The sequence below is a fragment of the Bartonella sp. PS7NMGDW genome, from assembly GCF_042193585.1.
GTDB lineage: Bacteria > Pseudomonadota > Alphaproteobacteria > Rhizobiales > Rhizobiaceae > Bartonella > Bartonella grahamii.
In genome coordinates this window covers 42,580-62,090 of sequence record NZ_JBHILX010000006.1, presented here as the reverse complement: position 1 = coordinate 62,090, position 19,511 = coordinate 42,580, and the positions used below count along the sequence as shown (strand labels likewise).

The following is a 19,511-nucleotide window of genomic DNA, read 5'->3' as shown; positions in this document are numbered from 1 at the left end:
AAGAGATTCTTTGTTAATTTATTGATTCTTAATAGAAATTTTTTATTATCTCTTTGAAATGACTCAATTTTTTATTTGCACTTTTTTAGTGAACAATAAATCAATGAAATGGATCAAAAGGAGAAACACTTCGACCACGCTCAAATTGACCGATACGCTCTATTTCCCACTGTAAAAGGTGGGCTGAATTTGCAAAAACACGCGCACGCACTGTTTCTCCCAATGCTTCAAGATCATATCCTGTTGCTTGCCCTGTATTAATCATAAAATTACAGTGCATTTCACTCATTTGAGCGCCACCAATCCGTAAACCTCGACACCCTGCTTCATCAATCACGCGCCACGCAGATCCATTCTCAGGATTTTTGAAAGTTGATCCTCCTGTCTTTTCACGAATAGGTTGTACAGTTTCTCTGTGGAGGGAAACTTCATCCATAGCAGCACGAATATCATCTTTATTACCAAGTTTTCCTTCCAATAAAGCAGCTGTAAAAATAAAATCTTTAGGAATATCACAATGGCGATAGGAATAATGCATATCTTTCAAACTCAAGATATGACGTTGTCCTTTACGATCCAGCGCATAGACCTCGACAACACGCGCTGCGGTTTCAACACCATTCGCCCCAGCGTTCATTTTGAGAGCTCCTCCAAGAGCACCAGGAATACCATGATAAAAATGAAAACCTGCAACTTCTGCCTTTAAAGCAGCAGCAGCTAAATGTTTATCCGCCGTACCAGCACCAACTAAAAAGCCTTTTGGAGAAACTTGCTGCACTTGCCCAAAATTTTTTGGCGAAAGACGAATCACAACACCAGGAACGCCCCCATCACGCACCAGAAGATTAGAACCAATTCCCACAATTGTTACAGGGATAGATTCAGGAAGATTTTGCAGAAAAACTGCTAAATCTGCCTCATCAACAGGCTGATAAAAAAGCTCTGCCAACCCGCCCGTGCGAAACCACGTTACCTTACGCATTTCAACATTAGGTGTAAGTTTGCCTCTCACGCCACCCAACAGCGGTTGCAATTGCGCCAATAGCGCCTCACCATCAATGTGCTGAAAATTTACCATGACCATCCAATACCGCTAATTGATGAGGCAACGCACAAGCCCATTGTGTGATATTGCCAGCACCAAGAAAAACAACATAATCCTCTGCCTGAGCAAATTTTGAGACAAGAGACACGACATCTTCCAGACTATGTATCAAGCGCACATCACGATGACCCGCCATTTTAATATGCTCTACCAATTCTTGAGAACCAAATCCTACAATAGGCTCTTCACCAGCCGCATAAACAGGCGTAATCAACACTGTATCTGCATCATTAAAACAAGTAGAAAAATCATCAAATAAATGATACAAACGTGAATACCGATGGGGTTGTGCAATGGCAATAACACGCCCTTTTGCACTCTCACGTGCTGCACGCAAAACAGCCTTTATTTCAACAGGATGATGTCCATAATCATCAAATATTTCAATACCCCGCCAGCTTCCTGTTCGCGTAAAACGCCGTTTTACTCCGCCAAATTCTGCTAAGCCCCTTTTTATAGCTTCATTTGAAATGCCAAGTTCATGCGCAATAGCAATCGCCGCCGTTGCATTAGCAACATTATGCTGTCCTGCCATGGGCAAAAGCAAATTTTTCAACTCAATCTTTCTTCCTGTTTTGCGTGAGCGAACAAGAACATCAAAATGCGTTTTTTGACCATCCATCGAAAGATTAAGAAAACGAACATCCGCTTGTGGATTTGCACCATAAGTGATCACCCAACGATCATCAATACGGCCCGCCAATGACTGAACCTCTGGATGATCAAGGCACAAAACAGCAAAACCATAAAAAGGAACATTTTCTACGAATTGCCGAAAAGCGTCACGCACAGCATCAAAACTTCCATAATGATCCAAATGCTCAGCGTCAATATTAGTAATAACAGCAATATCAGCAGGCAGCTTTAAAAATGTACCATCACTCTCATCAGCTTCAACAATCATCCAATCGCCATCTCCTGTACGAGAATTCGTACCATAAGCATTAATAATACCACCATTAATTACCACTGGATCAAAATGACCGGCATCAAGAAGGGCTGCGACCATTGATGTGGTTGTTGTTTTACCATGTGTACCACCCACCGCAATTGCACGCCGAAACCGCATCAGCTCCGCCAGCATTTCTGCACGTCTAACAAGCGGCAAATGTCTTTCCTTTGCAGCAATATACTCAGGATTTGTTTTTTTAACGGCAGTAGAAAAAACAACAACCTCTGCATTCCCTAAGTTTTCAGCACAATGACCTATATGAACGTTAATTCCTTTTTTCCGCAAACGTTCAACATTTGTACTTTCAACTTGATCTGACCCTTGAACTTTATAGCCAAGATTATAAAAAACCTCCGCAATTCCACTCATACCGATCCCCCCGATTCCGATAAAATGGATAACGCCTATATCAAGTGGCATTTTCATTTAAAAGCTCCTCTTTTATATCTGACAACAATCGCCCTGCAATTAAGGATTCAGCCATATCAGCAAGGCAACGGGTTGCATGAGGTTGCCCAACTTTTTTTGCAGCAAGCGCTTGTTTTTCCAATAAATGGGGCGCACAACAAGCGTGCATTAAAAGAGAAAAAAGCTTTTGTGCATTTAAATCTTTTTCTGATACAATTTGCGCACCACCTACACGAGCAAGCAGAGCTGCATTGGCAGCCTGATCATGATCTAAAGCATGGGGATAGGGAACAAGCAAAGCAGGTCTACCAATCACCGCTATCTCACAAACAGATGAAGCCCCAGCACGCGACAAAATAAAATGGGCATGTGCCATACGTTCAGCCATATCATCAAAAAAAGGAGCTACCTCTGCTTGTACGCCCATATCACGATAGATTTTGATTAACCCTTCTGCTTCCCCTCGAACTTGCTGCACAATTCGTAAACGTTTACGGTTCTTATCATCGAATAAAGCAATAGCTTCTGGAACAATATGTGAAAAAGCAGAAGCCCCTTGGCTACCTCCAAAAATCAAAAAATGAAATGGCTCTTCACCAGTTGAGGGATGATAAGGAATTTTGGCCGCCTTCAGCACAGCCTCACGGACAGGATTCCCCGTCAAAAGTATTTTACGAGCATAAGCGCCATTTGGCGACAACAAACCACCAGCGATTGCACGCACAAAAATTGCCAACACCCGATTGGCACGCCCCATAATAGCATTTTGTTCATGAATAAATGTTACACGCCTCGTTAGGGCCGCAATAAAAAGAGGAGGAAAGCTAGGATACCCCCCAAATCCTCCAACAAGAGCAGGACGTAATTTATAAAACAACGCCAACGATTGCCCCATACCCCTTAGCAAAGACCAAAATGTCTTTATCAGAGAAAAAGGATGGCGTCGTATAAATGTTGCCGATGAAACGATATGAATATGCTCTTCATCAAAACACTGAACAAAAGGTCGTGCTCTTTCATCTGTTATTAAATGAACATCATATCCACGCTGCCTTAATTCAACAGAAAGGGCTTCAGCAGGAAAAAGATGTCCACCTGTACCACCAGCCACCAAAACAATAACTTTTTTATCATTCATAAGGGGTATCCAAGACAGAAGAGGAAGAAAAAGCTGAAAGGCGTGCTTCTGGCCAACGACGTGTTAAACTAAGCAAAATGCCCATTGAAAACGCAATCGCCACCATCGAAGAACCACCATAAGAAATAAAAGGCAATGTCATGCCTTTTGGAGGAATTAAGTGAAGATTAACGGCCATATTAATCGCTGATTGAAAGCCAATCATCATTGCTATGCCAGTAATACCAAGACGTATAAAGGAATCACGTGTATTCATGGCTATATACAATGAACGCATAACGATAAAGCCAAAAAGCATCATAATTAATAAACAAAGGATAATACCATATTCTTCAGCAGCGACGGAAAACACAAAATCTGTATGGCTATCAGGAATGATACGTTTTACTGTTCCCTCCCCAGGACCTTGCCCAAACCAACCACCATTCAAAATAGCCTCACGTCCTACATCCACTTGAAAAGTATCCCCTTCACCTGTCAAAAAACCATTGATACGCTCGCGCACATGATGCAGAAAAAGATAAGCTAAAATAATTCCTACAACGCCTAAAATGAGAAAGAGAAAAATAATGGTAAGAGGTACACCAGCAATAAAAAACAGCCCCCCCCATGTTGCACTTATTAAAACTGTTTGTCCAATATCAGGCTGCAAAACCAGAAGCACACAACAAATGGCATAAAGTAGAATCGCTAACGTATAACCCAGAATTCCCCTCCTGCGTATCTGTTCTGAAAAAAGCCAAGCAGACATAACCACAAAAGCTGGCTTCATAAACTCTGAAGCCTGTACAGAAAAACCAAATAGCTGAATCCACCTCCGTGCTCCCTTTAATTCTGGACCAAAAAATAAGGTTGCAACCATAAGAGCAAGCGTTACAATGAGCAAAAGAGCACATAAACGACGAATATTAGAAAGCGAAAAAAAAGAAATGGTAACCATCGTAAAAAATGCTGAAATGCTAAAAATGATATGCCACCGAACAAAATAAAAACTATCAGCAATTCCGATTTTTTTTGCAATAATAGGGCTGGCAGCAAAAGATAGCATAATGCCAATACCCATTAAAATTAAACAAGCTGCAAAGATAGAGCGATCAATCGTCCACCACCAATTAGCAATTGGATCTCTATCTGCGCGCGTAACCATGGTATCCACCTTATCCATTTTATAAATTATCTCAAAGTGATATGGTTCCCCAGCCTATTTAACAAACACTTTAAAAACTAAATTACACAAAAAAAGATTCTGGAGTCTTAACGCAAAAATATTTTTTTATAACTGATGCTTTTTTATTGTAACTGCATCACAAAAGAGACAAATGCTTCACCTCGCATTTCATAATTTTTAAATTGGTCATAACTTGCACAAGCAGGTGACAAAAGAACCGTCACCTCTTTTTCCTTACAACCCATTGCGTCAACAGCTGCTTCATGCACCGCATTTTTCAAAGTTAAGCTCATAGAAAAGGGAAAAGCAGATCCAATGGTGCGGGCAAATTCTTCCGCCGCGCTCCCAATCAAATAGGCTTTACGAATTTTAGGAAAAAATTCTCTAAGAGACTCTATTCCTCCCTGTTTTGCCTCTCCCCCAACAATCCAAAAAATATCATTAAAGGTGGAAAGCGCAGGAGCTGTTGCATCTGCATTAGTCGCCTTGCTGTCATTGATAAACAAAACCGCCCCCATTTTACGCACCTGCTGCATACGATGATCCAGCCCTTTATAGCTTGCTAAACAGTTCTCTATATGTGGATCGGTTATTTTTAAAGCCTGCAACGTTGCTAATGCCATAAGGGCATTTTGCGCATTATGACATCCGCGCAAAGCAGTCATAGACGCCAGATCTGCAAGCATATGACGCTGTCCTTGACAAACAGAAAAGAGCTTAGTCCCATCTGCATAAAAACCATTTTCAACAAAATGATCCTTGGAAATTGCCCAAATTTTCTTCCCCTCATGAAGCAACTGTTGATATAAAACCCGACAAGCTGCATCATCAACTGAAATAAAAGCCTGAGAAGCCTGAGCAATCAGATGCCTTTTGGTTTGCACATAACAGGCAAAACTCCCATGTCGATCAATATGATCAGGTGTCAAATTCAATAAAAGTCCAATGGTCGGCTGAAGAGAGGGTGTAAGATCAATTTGAAATGATGAACATTCAATCACATAGATACGTTTTTTAACAAATGGCTTAAGCGTCAATATTGCCTTTCCGATATTCCCCCCCACCTGCACATCATAACCCATTTTTTCCAACAAATGCGCAAGTAAAGCCGTTGTAGTTGACTTCCCATTCGTCCCCGTAATCGCAATGAAAGGAACATCTTGGTCACAAAAACCATAATGCTGTAAAAAATGCTGGCGCGCACGAACAAATAATTCAATATCACCGATAATTTCTATATTTTTTTTTCGTGCTTTTTCAACAACCCAATGGGGTTGAGGACAATTTAAAGGAACTCCAGGAGCTACAATCAATGCAACAAATTCTGACCAATCTTCATAACGGAGATCTCGCGTTGGAATATTGTGCCGAAAAGCCATTTGCACGCTTGAAGGACTATCATCCCACGCCACCACTTCTGCACCGCCACGCATCAATGCTTGTGCCGTTGCTAGTCCAGACTTCCCCAATCCAAATAAAGCAACTTTTTGTCCTTTATAACACGCAACAGAAATCAAAATCTCACCGCAATTTAAGTGTTGAAAGACCAATAAGAGCAAGAACAATTGAAATAATCCAAAAGCGTATCACGACTTGGCTTTCAGTCCAGCCTTTTTTCTCAAAATGATGATGTATCGGTGCCATAAGAAACACGCGTTTTCTTGTTAATTTGAAATAACCAACCTGAATAACGACCGAAAAAGCTTCCACAACAAAAAGCCCACCAATAAGAGCCAAAACAATTTCGTGCTTCGTAGCGACTGCAACAGTCCCTAATAATCCTCCAAGAGCCAACGAACCAGTATCTCCCATAAAAATAGCTGCAGGTGGTGCATTAAACCATAAAAAACCAAGCCCTGCCCCAACAACAGCTCCCAATAAAACAGCCAATTCACCTGCTCCCGATACATAATGGATTTGGAGATAATCAGCAAAATTCATATTACCAGAAAGATAAGCAATCAGAGCAAAAGATAAGGCTGCAACCATCACAGGAACAATAGCAAGGCCATCAAGTCCATCCGTCAAATTAACCGCATTACCGGTCGCGACAATAACAAAAGCAGAAAAAGGAATAAAAAACCAGCCCAAATTGATAAGATAATCTTTCAAAAAAGGCAAAGCGAATCCAGATGAGCCAATTTGTAGGATGACAAAAGCAGCAATTGCGGCAACACAAAACTCCAAACTTAACCGTGCTTTCCCAGAAAATCCTTTGTCTGTTTGTTTTGTGACCTTAAGATAATCGTCATAAAATCCAATTGCCCCAAAAGAAAGCATAACCAATAGCGATACCCAAAAATAAATATTCGATAAATTACACCACAAAAATGCCGATACCACAATACCGGTTAAAATCATCAATCCACCCATTGTAGGTGTTCCAGCCTTTTTAAAATGTGTTTGAGGACCATCCGCACGAATCGGTTGCCCCTTACCCTGCCGCAATTTAAGAGAAGCAATGATGCTAGGTCCAAACAAAAAGACGATGAGCCCCGAAGTAAGCATAGCCGCTATCGTGCGAAAAGTAATGTAACGAAATACATTCACACCTGGAAGCCAATCACTAAACGAAGAAAAAAACAGCATCATGGTACAAAAAACCTCTTAAAACTATGAAGAAACCGCTTTATAGCGGTCAAGCAATGCAGTCACAATATTTGATGAACAAAGGCTATTGGATGATTTAACCATAAGCAGATCCCCAGAAGAAATTTCTGCTAAAAGGAGAGATAAAATTTTCTCAATATTTTCAGCATAATGAACCTTAACACCAGCAGACAAATCACTAACTAAAGATTTCATCGCCTCACCAAATAGAAAAACCGGATTAGCACCGGAACGACGTATTGGCTTTATTAAATCACGATGAAGCTTTTCACTATACTCCCCTAACTCTAGCATATCTCCTAAAATAGCAATTCGCCGCCCCTCTTCCCCGACTGGTCCTGTAGCAAGAAGCTCAAGCGCAGCACGCATAGAAGCAGGATTTGCATTATAGCTTTCATCAATGAGATAAAATTCACCCCCATTTGATAAAGACAGTCGATAACGAACACCTCGCCCCTTTTGAGAAGAAAAATGGCGAAAAGAAAGAAGAACAGGCTCTAACTCAACTCCCATAGCATCACAAGCAGCAATAACCCCTAAACTATTTTGCACAATATGGCGTCCGGGAGCACCAATTTGAACCTCCCTATCCCGCTCCCTAATACGTACAATCATAGAAGAACGATCAGTTAGAAGACGTATATCTCGTGCTTGATAATCAGCATTTTTGCTCTCACCAAAGCTTAAGATATTCTTTACACCGCATTTCTTTGCTTCTTGAACGAGATAAGAAAAAAAATCACTATCCGCATTTAAAATGGCAATGCCTTTCTCATCTAATCCTTCAAAAATTTCAGCTTTTGCCTTTGCTATTTCTTCAAGATTTTTGAAAAAACCCATATGTCCTGCACAAATATGCGTAATGAGAGCAACATGCGGACAAACCAGTTTGACCAGAGGGCGAATTTCATCTCTATGATTCATGCCAATTTCAAAGATACCATAATCACTCTCCATAGGCATCCGCGCTAAAGTGAGTGGAACCCCCCAGCAATTGTTTAAAGAAGCGAGATTCGCATGAACGTTCCCTTTCGTTGCAAGTGCTTGTTTCAAAGCTTCTTTTGTCGTTGTTTTTCCCACCGATCCTGTTATCGCGATAATCTTAGCTCTTGAACGTTTGCGTGCAGCTTGTGCAAGTTTTTCTAAGGCTTGCAAAACATCAGGAACAACAATAAGCGGGGCCGATATCTTTTTCATATCCCTCAAACGGTGTTCCGCAACGATAAGAACGCCTGCACCTCGTTCATAAGCTTGCGCAGCAAAATCATGACCATCAAGATGATGCCCTTTAATGCAGAAAAAAATATCACCTTCCGCAAGAGTACGACTATCAATGGAAACCCCAGAAAAAGTTTCTGGCATGCTTCCCATTACAACACCATTAATTGCAGCAACAAGTGCTTTTTTATCCCATAAAGCTGTCATTTCTTTCGGTCCTCTAGAGCTTCTATCGCTTTCAAACGATCTGAAAAAGGATACGTTGTTTGCCCTATAATTTGGCCATCCTCATGACCTTTTCCAGCAATGATGAGTGTATCACCAGCTTTCAAAAGCTCCACCGCATAAGAAATAGCCTCACCACGATCTGCTATCTCTATTGCTGTTGGCACTGCCTGTAAAATATCCTTGCGTATTTTTTCTGGCATTTCTGTGCGAGGATTATCATCCGTTACAATAACAATATCCGCTTTATCCGCCGCAATTTTTCCCATCAAAGGTCTTTTTCCTTGATCACGATCTCCTCCACAACCAAAAACAACAATCAAACGCCCTTGCGTAAAGGGACGAACAGAAAGCAAAACCTGCTCCAAAGCTTCTGGTTTATGAGCATAATCAATATAAACAGGCGCATTATTTTCTGTCTTTCCGACAAATTCTAACCGCCCAGGCGCCCCCTGCAAAGTTTCAAGCGCAGAAAAAACCTTACGAGGTGAAACACCCGTTACAATTGCTAACCCCGCTGCCATAAGCGCATTGGCTACCTGAAAATCTCCAGCCAAAGGCAAATCAAATGTATAAATATTATTTTCCACACGACACTCAATACACTGTTTTGAGCGTTGATGTTCAACACGATTAATCGTGATAAATTGCCCCTTACGACCAATTGTCAAGACACGGCGGCGCGCTTGTGTAACAACATCAATAACCTTTTGTGAATAAACATCATCAGCAAAAATCAAAGCAGGAGCAGATACAGGCAAAAGTGTATCAAACAACTTCATTTTAGCCCGCAAATAATCCTCTACCCCCGTGTGATAATCCATGTGATCTCGCCCTAAATTGGTAAAGGCACCAGCCGTTAAACGAACTCCATCAAGTCGTCCTTGATCAAGCCCATGCGAAGATGCTTCAAGGGCCGCATGTGTAACACCTTCATTGGAAATTTCACAAAGAAGACGGTGCAAGACAACCGGATCAGGTGTTGTGAGAGAACCATAAACATTCCGTTTAGGAGAAACAACACCAACCGTTCCTATACTCGCAGCACAAAATCCAACATGAGTCCAAATTTGCCGAATAAAAGAAACAACAGATGTTTTACCACTTGTACCAGTCACAGCAACGACCGTTTCAGGCTGAGAACCGTAAAAACGTGCAGCTGCCAACGCTAAACTATGACGAACATTAGAAACACGTAAAATGGGAACAGATAAATCCTCAAGAACAGCATGACAATCTGTAACAATTGCTCGTGCGCCACGCTTTATCGCATCATCTATATAGTGCCTTCCATCACTTTTTTTTCCTTGAACAGCGACAAAAACATAGCCTGGCAAGACTTGTCGAGAATCTGCACTGATTCCTGTTATTTCCATTGAAGAAAGATTCTGATCTTCAAGACATTCTGTAAAAACTGTTCCAAACAACATAACGCTGCACCTTTGTATTCATTTTACCGTTGTTTAACGAAACTTGAATTACTCTTTTTACTTAAAAGAGGCTCATATTCTTTTTTAAAATCGGATTTTACACCAAGAAAACTAGCTGTGCGACGAACAATATTAGCAAGCATTGGTCCAGCATTCATCCCCGCTGTTGCTGAACGCTGTCCCTCTGCAGGCTTTGGTTCATCAATAATTGTTAAAACAACATAAACAGGATCATCAATAGGAAAAGCAGCAAGAAAACTATTGAAATTTTTTGTTTTAGAATATTTTCCATTTTCAACTTTTTCAGCTGTTCCTGTCTTACCACCTACACGATAACCTTCAACTTTTGCATTACGTCCAGAACCAATATCACTATTTAATTTATAAAGGTAACGCATATTTTGACTTGTTTTAGCCTGCAAAACCCGTTTTGCGTAGTGCAACGTTTGTCCTTTTGTACGTTTTAAAAATGTCGGAGCGATTAACCAACCACCATTCATTAAAGCAGCAGCCCCAACAGCTGTTTGCAAAGGTGTTGTTGCCATACCATGCCCAAAAGAAATCGTCATAGAATGGATATCCTTCCAATGATGAGGCACAATAGGATGGGCAACTTCAGGCAATTCTGTTGTCAATCGATCCAGTAAACCAAGTCGTTTCAAAAAATTACGATGTCCATCAATCCCCACCGCCAATGCCTCCTTAGCAGAACCAATATTAGAGGAATAAATAAAAACCTCCCATAACGTTAAGGGACGATTTTTCCCATGAAAATCATGAATAGTATACCCACTACTTGCTTTTATTGGCTTTGAAGCATCAATAATACTGTTTAAATGAAAAATATCGGAATCAAGAGCCATGGCAGTTGTAAAACTTTTAATGATTGATCCCATTTCAAAAGCTCCTGCCGTCATCCGATTGAGACGATCACTTTTTAAAGCTTCAATAGGATTTCCAGGATCAAAATCTGGTAGTGATGCCAAAGCCAAAACTTCCCCCGTATGTATATTTAAAATAATAGCTCCTGCAGCAATTGCCCTATAACGCTTCATAGCCTGAATAAGTTCATCATGAACAATTGCCTGAACACGCACATCAATCGAAAGCTGAACTTGTTTTAATGATTCTTCCATAGCAAGACCAGCGGCACGCAAAGCACTCAACCCCGCATCATCAATATATTTTTCCATACCTGCAATGCCCTGATTATCAACATTCACCATACCGAGAATATGGGAAGTTACAGGTCCATCAGGATAAAAACGACGAATTTCAGTCCGAAAACCAATTCCTGGTATACCAAGAGCCATAATTTTCGTCTTCTGCATTGGTGTTAACCCACGCTGTATCCAAGAAAAACCAGATTTTCTTTTTAAGCGCTTATAGGTTTCCTGCCAATTAAGATCAGGCAAAACTGTTGAGAGCAATTCAATTGTTTCATCCACATCAATAATACGTCGTGGCTCAGCAAAAAGTGAATAAGTTTTAATATCTGTTGCCAATAAACGACCATTACGATCAACAATATCAGGCCGTGCCATCAATTGAAGAACTCCTGGCCCCTTTGCTTCTTCAATCTGTCCACCTTCCAACCCATAAGAAATAAGGCAAGCCCCCATGATGCCATATAAAATTAAAAAGCAGAACAACGAAAAAAGCAAACGTGGACGACTAGAATAGGGACGACGAACAGAAACATTATGATTATTCAACGAATTCTTTAAGCGCTTTTTCTTCTGTGAGAATAAAAAAGTCGATTTCATTACTGCGCGCCTTTTTGGACAACATCATTTATCTGAGAAGCCCGATTATTTGTCAAAATATCCTGATTATCTTCCAAGATATTTTGTTTAATCACTTCTTCAATTTGATCATGTACCCGTACCGGAATATCTTTAAACGCCACGATTTGACGCGGCTGTATAACCTCTAACTCAAGTTCTTTTTGATAACGTTTTGCAAGTTTTTGCATGCGTGAAGGCCTTATCATCACAGCCCACTCAGCACGAAGCAAACTTACCGTATTTTTTGCTGCAGCAATTTCATGCTCAAGATGACGAACTTCGTTCATTCGTTTTTGAACATCATATTTTACTTTATAAGTAAGACCTGCCATACAAATCATAATCATCACTAAGATCATATCAAATGTACGAAAAACTGTCATTTCTTGCCGCCTTCAAAACTGGCAATCTCTGCTAAACCAAATAACTTCATATCTGCTGCAAGAGCTTCTGCTTTAGTTCGTACACCAACACGCAACCGCGCAGAACGTGAACGAGGATTTTGCTGTAACTCCTCTTCACTTGCAGTTATCCCCCCTTTAAACAAAGGAAAAAATGTTGCTGGAGGCGTTTTTATTTCAGGAAGATAGCGTGATCTCATACACTCTCCTGAACGAAAAGAAAAAAATCTTTTGACCATACGATCTTCAAGAGAATGAAAACTGACAACCCCCAAACGACCACCCGGTTTCAAAATGCGTTCAGCAGCAAATAAGCCACGTGCAAGTTCACCAATTTCATCATTAACATAAATGCGAAGAGCCTGAAATACACGTGTTGCAGGATGAATGCGATCTCCTGGCTTACGTCCTATCAACGCTTCGATAGCATACGCCAAATCACCTGTACGCAAAAAAGGCTGAACAACACGACGCTTTTCAATCATCCGTGCAATTCGCCCCGCATAGCGCTCTTCTCCTAATATCTTAAAGATACGTGCCAAATCCCTTGCTTTTAAGTGATTTACAACATCGCCAGCAGTAAAACCAGTCTGAGCCATTCGCATATCTAATGGACCATCTTTTTGAAAAGAAAATCCCCTTTCAGCTTCATCAAGCTGCATTGAAGAGACACCAATATCCAAAATAACGGCGTCTACCTTCTCTTCAACAACGCGATCCAACTGTGAAAATTCCATTTGCACCAAACGAAGTCGTGGAAAAAATTCTTCAACAAGCGATTGTCCCGCACTAATAGCATGAGGATCACGATCAAGAGCGATCACCTCCGCCCCTGCCTTTAACAAAGCGCGCGTGTAACCACCAGCACCAAAGGTGCCATCAATCACTTTTGCTCCAACCAATGGCATAAGCCCAGCCAAAACTGGCTGCAACAACACTGGGATATGGCGTTCAGCTCTTTGATCCTGCTTTATCAAAATAATCCGTCTTGAAGTTATGCTGTCTCAAATCAACAGCTCTCTCATAGCAACTGATTTTAGAGTAACCTAGCCTTCAACTTTCATATTAATCACAATGAACGAAAAAACTAAAGTTATCCCAAGACAGATCCTAACGCATTATACTTAAAGAAATGTTATAATTTTTTAAAATACTCTTTGCTCAAGTGTCCATTTCAAACACATAGAATCCATAAAAGAGCATATATAATTGATCTTATAAAATATCGCGTATCATCATGAAATATCAGTCGGCCTATAAGCCGGGTTCTGTAGAGTAAAGCTTACACTTTACATGGCAACCATTCATCTGGGACGGATGTTACCATCCGCCTCGTGCAACCTACCCGAATGACTCGCCCGGAAATCGGCTGCAAATTAAATTTTGCACGTCATTTCTATTTGGTCTTGCTCCCGGTGGGGTTTACCTTGCCGCATTCATTACTGAATGCGCGGTGGGCTCTTACTCCACCCTTTCACCCTTACCTATAAAAATAGGCGGTTTACTTTCTGTGGCACTTTCCCTAGGGTCACCCCCGCCGGGTGTTACCCGGCACCGTCTTTCCATGGAGCCCGGACTTTCCTCACCTGCCGCATTTCAGCATTAGACAAGCGCGGCTGCCCAGCCGACTGACGCATTAATTTATAAAACATTTTCTGCTCCGTGAAAATAGCATCTTAAAATATTTTATAGCAAACCTGTCTAAAAAGATGTTTTTATTTTAATGAAGCCAGATAAGTTTTCACTTTTGCGCAATATTTCGCCGAAATGGAATTCATTTTTTTTGCAGCATGACCTGCGTTATATTTAAGGATTGTACCACACGTACTTCCACCACTGAGTTTATACGCCCGTGCCAAATAACGCATACCATATTCAAGATTGGTCGCAGGATCGTACAAATCCTGTACAGAACCACTAAAGCCCAACCCTCGTGCCGTAGAGGGTTTAATTTGCATCAAACCTATTTCGCCAGCAGCCCCCCTTATACCTGCCTTATAATTACTTTCAACTTTTACAACAGCATGTGCTAAATTAACGGGAACATTATATTTATTCGCAAGTTTCTGAATAAGAAACTCATAAGGACGATCAGGAATCTTAGAAGCAACAATCACTGAGGCTTCTCCTGATTCCACAACATTTAAGACACTATGAGCCCAACTTACATCAAATACAAAAAATACAGCACACGCTGTATTTAACAAGATTTTCAAAAATTGCATTTTCTTTCTCTTCACTCAAACATTCTTAAATTCTAGTTGCAAATAATTTGCAAACGTATTGTACAAAAAAAGAAAGCAAAAGAACGGCTTGAAAAAGGAAAGAGTAAGACAATTTCAAGATAAAATTCTGCAACAAAAGAAAATCTCTTTATGCACAAATTATAGATTTATCTATATCATAAAATAAAAAAAATAAAGAGACTATAATTAATCTTATAGCGTATTAAATAAAATGATATAATCTGTAAGTTTCTGCTATCACTATTGTATCACTCAATTTTTATATTTAAAAAATAGCATCTTAAAGAGAGACAAGAACATCTTTTTACCGAAGATCCTCAATATCAAAAAAGTTTCACAAAAAATATAAACTGTTATCAACACTTCTCTCTGGTTAATAAACACCCACAGCACTCTTTATGTCCGATAAAACCCCAACAAATCATAAAACAAGTCCCCGCTCCCATCATTGCGCATAAAAAATTCATAAATATACTAAAACTATCATACTCTTTACCAATTCAAAATATTGCAACAGACTTTTAGCTCTTAAGATGCCTCAAAGAAGCTTTTTACTTCTTCTTTTGAAAGAGCTTTTATCCACACAAGCCTCTCACTTGTAGTGCACAAGAAACTAATTTTTATTTTTTCACCATGAATAAATTTAAAACGAGAGAATTTTACAATTCTTAAGATTCTCACTCAATATGAAAATGACAAATTATCATTATAAAACAATATGCTAAAAAAGCTATATCCGTCTTTGTCTCTACAACAAAGCTTAACAATTACTTTTGTCTGTTTTTTGAAAAATGTTAGGAAACTCAATACCCCCAAAGCCTTTTAAATAAAAATAAACCCTCATCTTCATTCAAATATTTTTTTCTTTGTCACAGACAATCACCTTATCAGCCTTGCACCTCATTTTCAGAAATCATACAAGTGAATAAATATTCTAAAATCCGTAGAACAAAGGAATCTTAAATCCTTTTAAAATTTTCTATTTTCTCATATCAAATAAAAAAATAACCGGCATATAAAACGCGATTAACGTGTTTTATTATAGCCAATACTGCTTTTGCTTTTGTTATTGTCGCGATTGATAATACAATTAACTCGACCAATACCCTTGACAGACTTTCTTTCACTCCTGTAATGATTGCATCATTATCGTTATACTTTGATTGCTTACCTTTTGAGTAAGATAAATTTTGCTAACTATCTTACAAATTGATTATCTCCTCGCACTTTTTAAAAATCCACGCAAAGCTCTTGCTGCTTAAAATAAAACCCAAAAGCGCGATTAAAAAAACAGCTAAAAATAAGCATTAGCAATGGAAGGACGAGAAATCGCTTTTGAGAGAGCCATAGCAACAGTTTCACCAGATTTTTGAGCCTGCTCACGACTCTGACCACTTTTAGCAGCAAGCGCAATTACATCACGACGCAGCTGCGCAATAAACAACTCTTGCTGTTGAGGGTCCATCTTAGAAAGATGCTTGATAATATCTGGAAAAGATACGGACAATCTCTCTAACAACTCCTCCTCTGTTACATCAAGATTCTGAGAAGAAAAAGAAGGGCGACCGGAAAAAAACTGATAAACAGTACCGCTTTGAGAAGCAAAAAAGACAGCGCCAAAAATAAAAAATACGAATAAAATAAAAATAATACGACGCGAAAAAGATTCCATTATCTCTTACCTAAAGATCACAGAACACAAACATAGATTCCTTTTATGATTCTCCTTATAGCATTCAACAATGCCTAAATAAAGAAAAATCAAATTATTGAAAATGAATACGCCAACACTATCCGCCCAACAAGACCTGCCCCTCTATGTATTCAGGTAGTATAGGCGAAACAATAACAGATCTTACACTTCCCCCTAATAACACGCTACAACATACCCCAAAACAATTATAAAAAGCCTGACTGAGGAAATCCTCAGTCAGGCCAGACAATCTAGGGGATCCACGCGGGGGGGGGGGGAGGAGGTTCCCCGATCGTCCTCTCACATCAACCACTAAGATAGCCGATGCAATATTCTTGCTATGGAATAAAATTCTTTAAACAACAAGAAATTCTTATCATCTTCTACGCAAAAAAACATAAAAGAGTTATAAATTGTTTAAAAATGTTTAAATTTAGGCAAAAAAAGTTTAAAATGACCCAATTTGAAGCAATTTTATTTCAAGGAACATCAATTAGAATCTACAATCATTATAACTTTTAAATAATTTCTTTCATAACTCTGATGATCATAATTAAAAAAACCGTAATTTCTACGTACCCACCCTATAAAAATCAAACTATGTAAAAGTAGAATCACTTTTCCAACAGCAATCACCACAAAAATAAAAATGTAGATTTTTAAAATCTTATCTATCTTCATAAAAAACTCTGTAAATGATCATTAAAATATTGTCGCATCTCTCATGTAACAATCAATGAAGAATTTAAACAGCTTAATTTTATGAAAAAATGAGAACTCTGAAGGTATTTGTTTCGAATCACGTGCTATAATCATTCCAAATAACGATAAACTATTTTACAATAACCAACAGGCTCTAACGCATTTTAACATAACAAACCGAGATCAATGCAGACAGTTTCTCTTAATCTCTATCATTTAAATGATTCCGTAAAATAATACACACAGTAGTTTCTACACTCAAAAATTGTTATAGTCTGTTCTTCTAACGTAAATAATGCATTGATTTACAATCATAACGCATCATTTTACAACTTACATGAGAGATCTCAAGAACGTAAGATCCCTTATTTTAAATCTTCGTCCATTGAATCAATGAATAGCCATACTATGGCACATCACAAACAAGAAAAAGCATATGGATAAAAAACATAAAAGCCCAAAAATAAAAACCTATTGCCGTCTTTACCATCCCTTTCATTTGCCTTTACGAATTTCAAACATGCTCATAACGCTGTGTTTTAAATAATGAAAATCATGCATTGTCTTACCCTTTTACCCCTTCGTCTTTTTAGAGCATCTTTTTGCACCACTCACTAAAAATTCCAAGGTACTTCTTATCTAAGCACCTGTTTTAAAGAGACATCGTAAGATCTATTGGGTACCACCATTTTTGACATTTATGAAGGTATGAGCCATCACTATATTATATTGTGCGCTATTACATCATATCGCCGCCGCTCTCATATTTAGAAATATGTATTTCCTTTTACAAACGCTATTATTTAGATAAATATCTTCTCTTGTAACAAACAAACAGACTCTTTTGGATTCTGAAACAGGAAATTTGAAATGAAAAAATATTCCTATATTCGAGCCTCTCATTGAAATCTAAAAAATCAATATATTGGCTAATAAAACAAATATGATATCAAGACACCTTAAATAACGATCCTCATAGGCTTATCTCTATAGAAGGTGCTTTCATTACACAGTACACAGCCACCAAGCCGCTGTAAAACACCAATACTCTCATATAAAAACATAATACAAATGTAAAAAACAATAGATTATCAATGATTGAATAAAGTTTTATCTCTACGCTATTCCTTAAGAAAAATCAGAGAATAAAGCAGGTCAACAAACGCGATTTATGCAAAATCGACTTGTTTATCTTTGATATCGTCAACTAATAAACGCGGATCACGAGCAAGCCAAAGCGTAACCATACCCTTCTCACTGTTTTCATTTTGTATAGGAGTAAGACAAACCGTTTGTTCTAGAACAAGTCCCGTATTTTTAAGCCATTGTTCTATTTGTAAAGCCGAAAATCCAAAACGCGTATGTGCTTGATCAGAATATGAAGACTCAATTTTATGATAACCAAAATCCACAATCAATAAACGTCCATGAGGACGCAAAACACTTGATATCTCATGAAGAAACATTTCAGGATTTTCAAGAAAATGTAAAACCCAATGAAGAATAACTAAATCAAAAGTTGTATCTCCAACAGACAAGTGAAAAACATTGCTATCAAGCACAACTTCAACCGCATGCGTATAAAGATTAGAAAACAATTTTAAGACAGAGTCTCCACCTATTCCAATATTCAGCATCGTTTGAAATGGTTTATCGCCAATGATTTCAAGTAAAGCGTTTTCCACACCATGATCTGCCATATAGGATGACCGTAATACATCCCATTGCAACGTATTTTGTAAAAAATGCTTCTTCCTCGTTTTTTGACGCTGCTTTTTAACATCCTTCAAACGTTCTAAATCATGCGCTAACAACATATCATGCTTTGGTAAAGCCGAAAGAACACCCATCACAATGTCTTTACCCAAAAAATCATGACAAAGCTTAAAATAAAGGCTATCTCCCTTCTGATAACGCTCAATCAATCGTGCTTCGTACAACAAACGTAAATATCGTGATATACACGCTTGCGACTGATCAAGAATAAAAATAAAATCAGGAATTGTTAAATCTTCATGACGCAAGAGCGTAAGAACACGTAAATGGTTTATTTCTGCGACCGCTTTTAGCAGCACAATCATTGCATCTAAACTTGCACTTTTTTTCATAATTATCCCTTAAACATTCTTATAAACATTTGTTTACAGAAAAAAAAGTCAAGCATAAAACGCATATTCTCATCTATTTTGTTCTCTCTATTTTATTATACTATAAAAAAATAGGCTACTGTAAAAAACGAACAGATCTCATCTCTCTGCTTCTCGTTATAATGATAATGCATTGATTTATAATAACAATTAATCATTTTCAACTTGAATAAAACATCGGAATACCGTAAATTTTCCTCATTTCAAATCGATTCATGATAAATCAATCCAAATTATTCTCTTACAGCTCATAAACAGAGGAGACATATGGATAAAAATAC

14 protein-coding genes and 1 other RNA gene are annotated in these 19,511 nt (G+C 38.7%); all 15 read right to left on the bottom strand.

The annotated features are described in order from the left end of the window. Nucleotides 1-100 precede the first annotated feature (100 nt). The 15 genes from murB to ACFIKJ_RS04630 all read right to left on the bottom strand — a co-directional run bounded on the left by murB (nt 101) and on the right by ACFIKJ_RS04630 (nt 19,191). Nucleotides 101-1,078, bottom strand: coding sequence for a UDP-N-acetylmuramate dehydrogenase (gene murB / locus ACFIKJ_RS04700; RefSeq protein WP_375626123.1), 978 nt, complete (start codon nt 1,076-1,078; stop codon nt 101-103). Continuing rightward, nucleotides 1,056-2,483, bottom strand: coding sequence for a UDP-N-acetylmuramate--L-alanine ligase (gene murC / locus ACFIKJ_RS04695; protein WP_375626124.1), 1,428 nt, complete (start codon nt 2,481-2,483; stop codon nt 1,056-1,058). Before murC ends, murB begins: the two co-directional genes overlap by 23 nt. Continuing rightward, nucleotides 2,467-3,603, bottom strand: coding sequence for an undecaprenyldiphospho-muramoylpentapeptide beta-N-acetylglucosaminyltransferase (gene murG / locus ACFIKJ_RS04690; RefSeq protein ID WP_375653819.1), 1,137 nt, complete (start codon nt 3,601-3,603; stop codon nt 2,467-2,469). The genes murC and murG overlap by 17 nt, the downstream gene beginning before the upstream one ends. Continuing rightward, nucleotides 3,596-4,750, bottom strand: coding sequence for an FtsW/RodA/SpoVE family cell cycle protein (locus ACFIKJ_RS04685; protein ID WP_375626128.1), 1,155 nt, complete (start codon nt 4,748-4,750; stop codon nt 3,596-3,598). The genes murG and ACFIKJ_RS04685 overlap by 8 nt, the downstream gene beginning before the upstream one ends. Nucleotides 4,751-4,893: 143 nt before the next feature. After that, on the bottom strand, nt 4,894-6,288 hold the full coding sequence (gene murD / locus ACFIKJ_RS04680) for a UDP-N-acetylmuramoyl-L-alanine--D-glutamate ligase (RefSeq protein ID WP_375627068.1): 1,395 nt from the start codon (nt 6,286-6,288) through the stop codon (nt 4,894-4,896). A 4-nt stretch (nt 6,289-6,292) separates the two neighbouring features. After that, nucleotides 6,293-7,363: a phospho-N-acetylmuramoyl-pentapeptide-transferase gene (gene mraY, locus ACFIKJ_RS04675; RefSeq protein ID WP_015856644.1), complete on the bottom strand. Its 1,071-nt coding sequence runs from the start codon at nt 7,361-7,363 to the stop codon at nt 6,293-6,295. A 21-nt stretch (nt 7,364-7,384) separates the two neighbouring features. Next, nucleotides 7,385-8,806, bottom strand: coding sequence for a UDP-N-acetylmuramoyl-tripeptide--D-alanyl-D-alanine ligase (gene murF / locus ACFIKJ_RS04670; protein WP_375670300.1), 1,422 nt, complete (start codon nt 8,804-8,806; stop codon nt 7,385-7,387). Next, nucleotides 8,803-10,254, bottom strand: coding sequence for a UDP-N-acetylmuramoyl-L-alanyl-D-glutamate--2,6-diaminopimelate ligase (locus tag ACFIKJ_RS04665; RefSeq protein ID WP_375627063.1), 1,452 nt, complete (start codon nt 10,252-10,254; stop codon nt 8,803-8,805). The genes murF and ACFIKJ_RS04665 overlap by 4 nt, the downstream gene beginning before the upstream one ends. Before the next feature lie 23 nt (nt 10,255-10,277). Further along, nucleotides 10,278-12,020: a peptidoglycan D,D-transpeptidase FtsI family protein gene (locus ACFIKJ_RS04660; RefSeq protein WP_375627061.1), complete on the bottom strand. Its 1,743-nt coding sequence runs from the start codon at nt 12,018-12,020 to the stop codon at nt 10,278-10,280. Continuing rightward, nucleotides 12,020-12,424 (bottom strand): hypothetical protein, encoded by a 405-nt coding sequence (locus tag ACFIKJ_RS04655; RefSeq protein WP_375626139.1) that lies wholly within the window; start codon nt 12,422-12,424, stop codon nt 12,020-12,022. The genes ACFIKJ_RS04660 and ACFIKJ_RS04655 overlap by 1 nt, the downstream gene beginning before the upstream one ends. Then, nucleotides 12,421-13,419, bottom strand: a complete 999-nt coding sequence (gene rsmH / locus ACFIKJ_RS04650) for a 16S rRNA (cytosine(1402)-N(4))-methyltransferase RsmH (protein ID WP_375651872.1) — start codon at nt 13,417-13,419, stop codon at nt 12,421-12,423. Before rsmH ends, ACFIKJ_RS04655 begins: the two co-directional genes overlap by 4 nt. Nucleotides 13,420-13,683: 264 nt before the next feature. Next, an RNA gene (rnpB, locus tag ACFIKJ_RS04645) (RNase P RNA component class A) lies at nt 13,684-14,074 on the bottom strand. 83 nt (nt 14,075-14,157) lie between these two features. Next, nucleotides 14,158-14,667, bottom strand: coding sequence for a lytic transglycosylase domain-containing protein (locus ACFIKJ_RS04640; protein WP_375627056.1), 510 nt, complete (start codon nt 14,665-14,667; stop codon nt 14,158-14,160). Nucleotides 14,668-15,982: 1,315 nt separating this feature from the next. Next, nucleotides 15,983-16,360 carry a hypothetical protein gene (locus ACFIKJ_RS04635; protein ID WP_375651874.1) on the bottom strand — a complete coding sequence of 126 codons (378 nt, stop codon included), beginning with the start codon at nt 16,358-16,360 and terminating at the stop codon, nt 15,983-15,985. A gap of 1,892 nt (nt 16,361-18,252) precedes the next feature. Then, the gene (locus ACFIKJ_RS04630) at nt 18,253-19,191 is read right to left on the bottom strand and encodes an ArsR/SmtB family transcription factor (RefSeq protein WP_375627052.1); all 939 of its coding nucleotides are present in this window, start codon (nt 19,189-19,191) and stop codon (nt 18,253-18,255) included. Nucleotides 19,192-19,511: the final 320 nt, after the last annotated feature.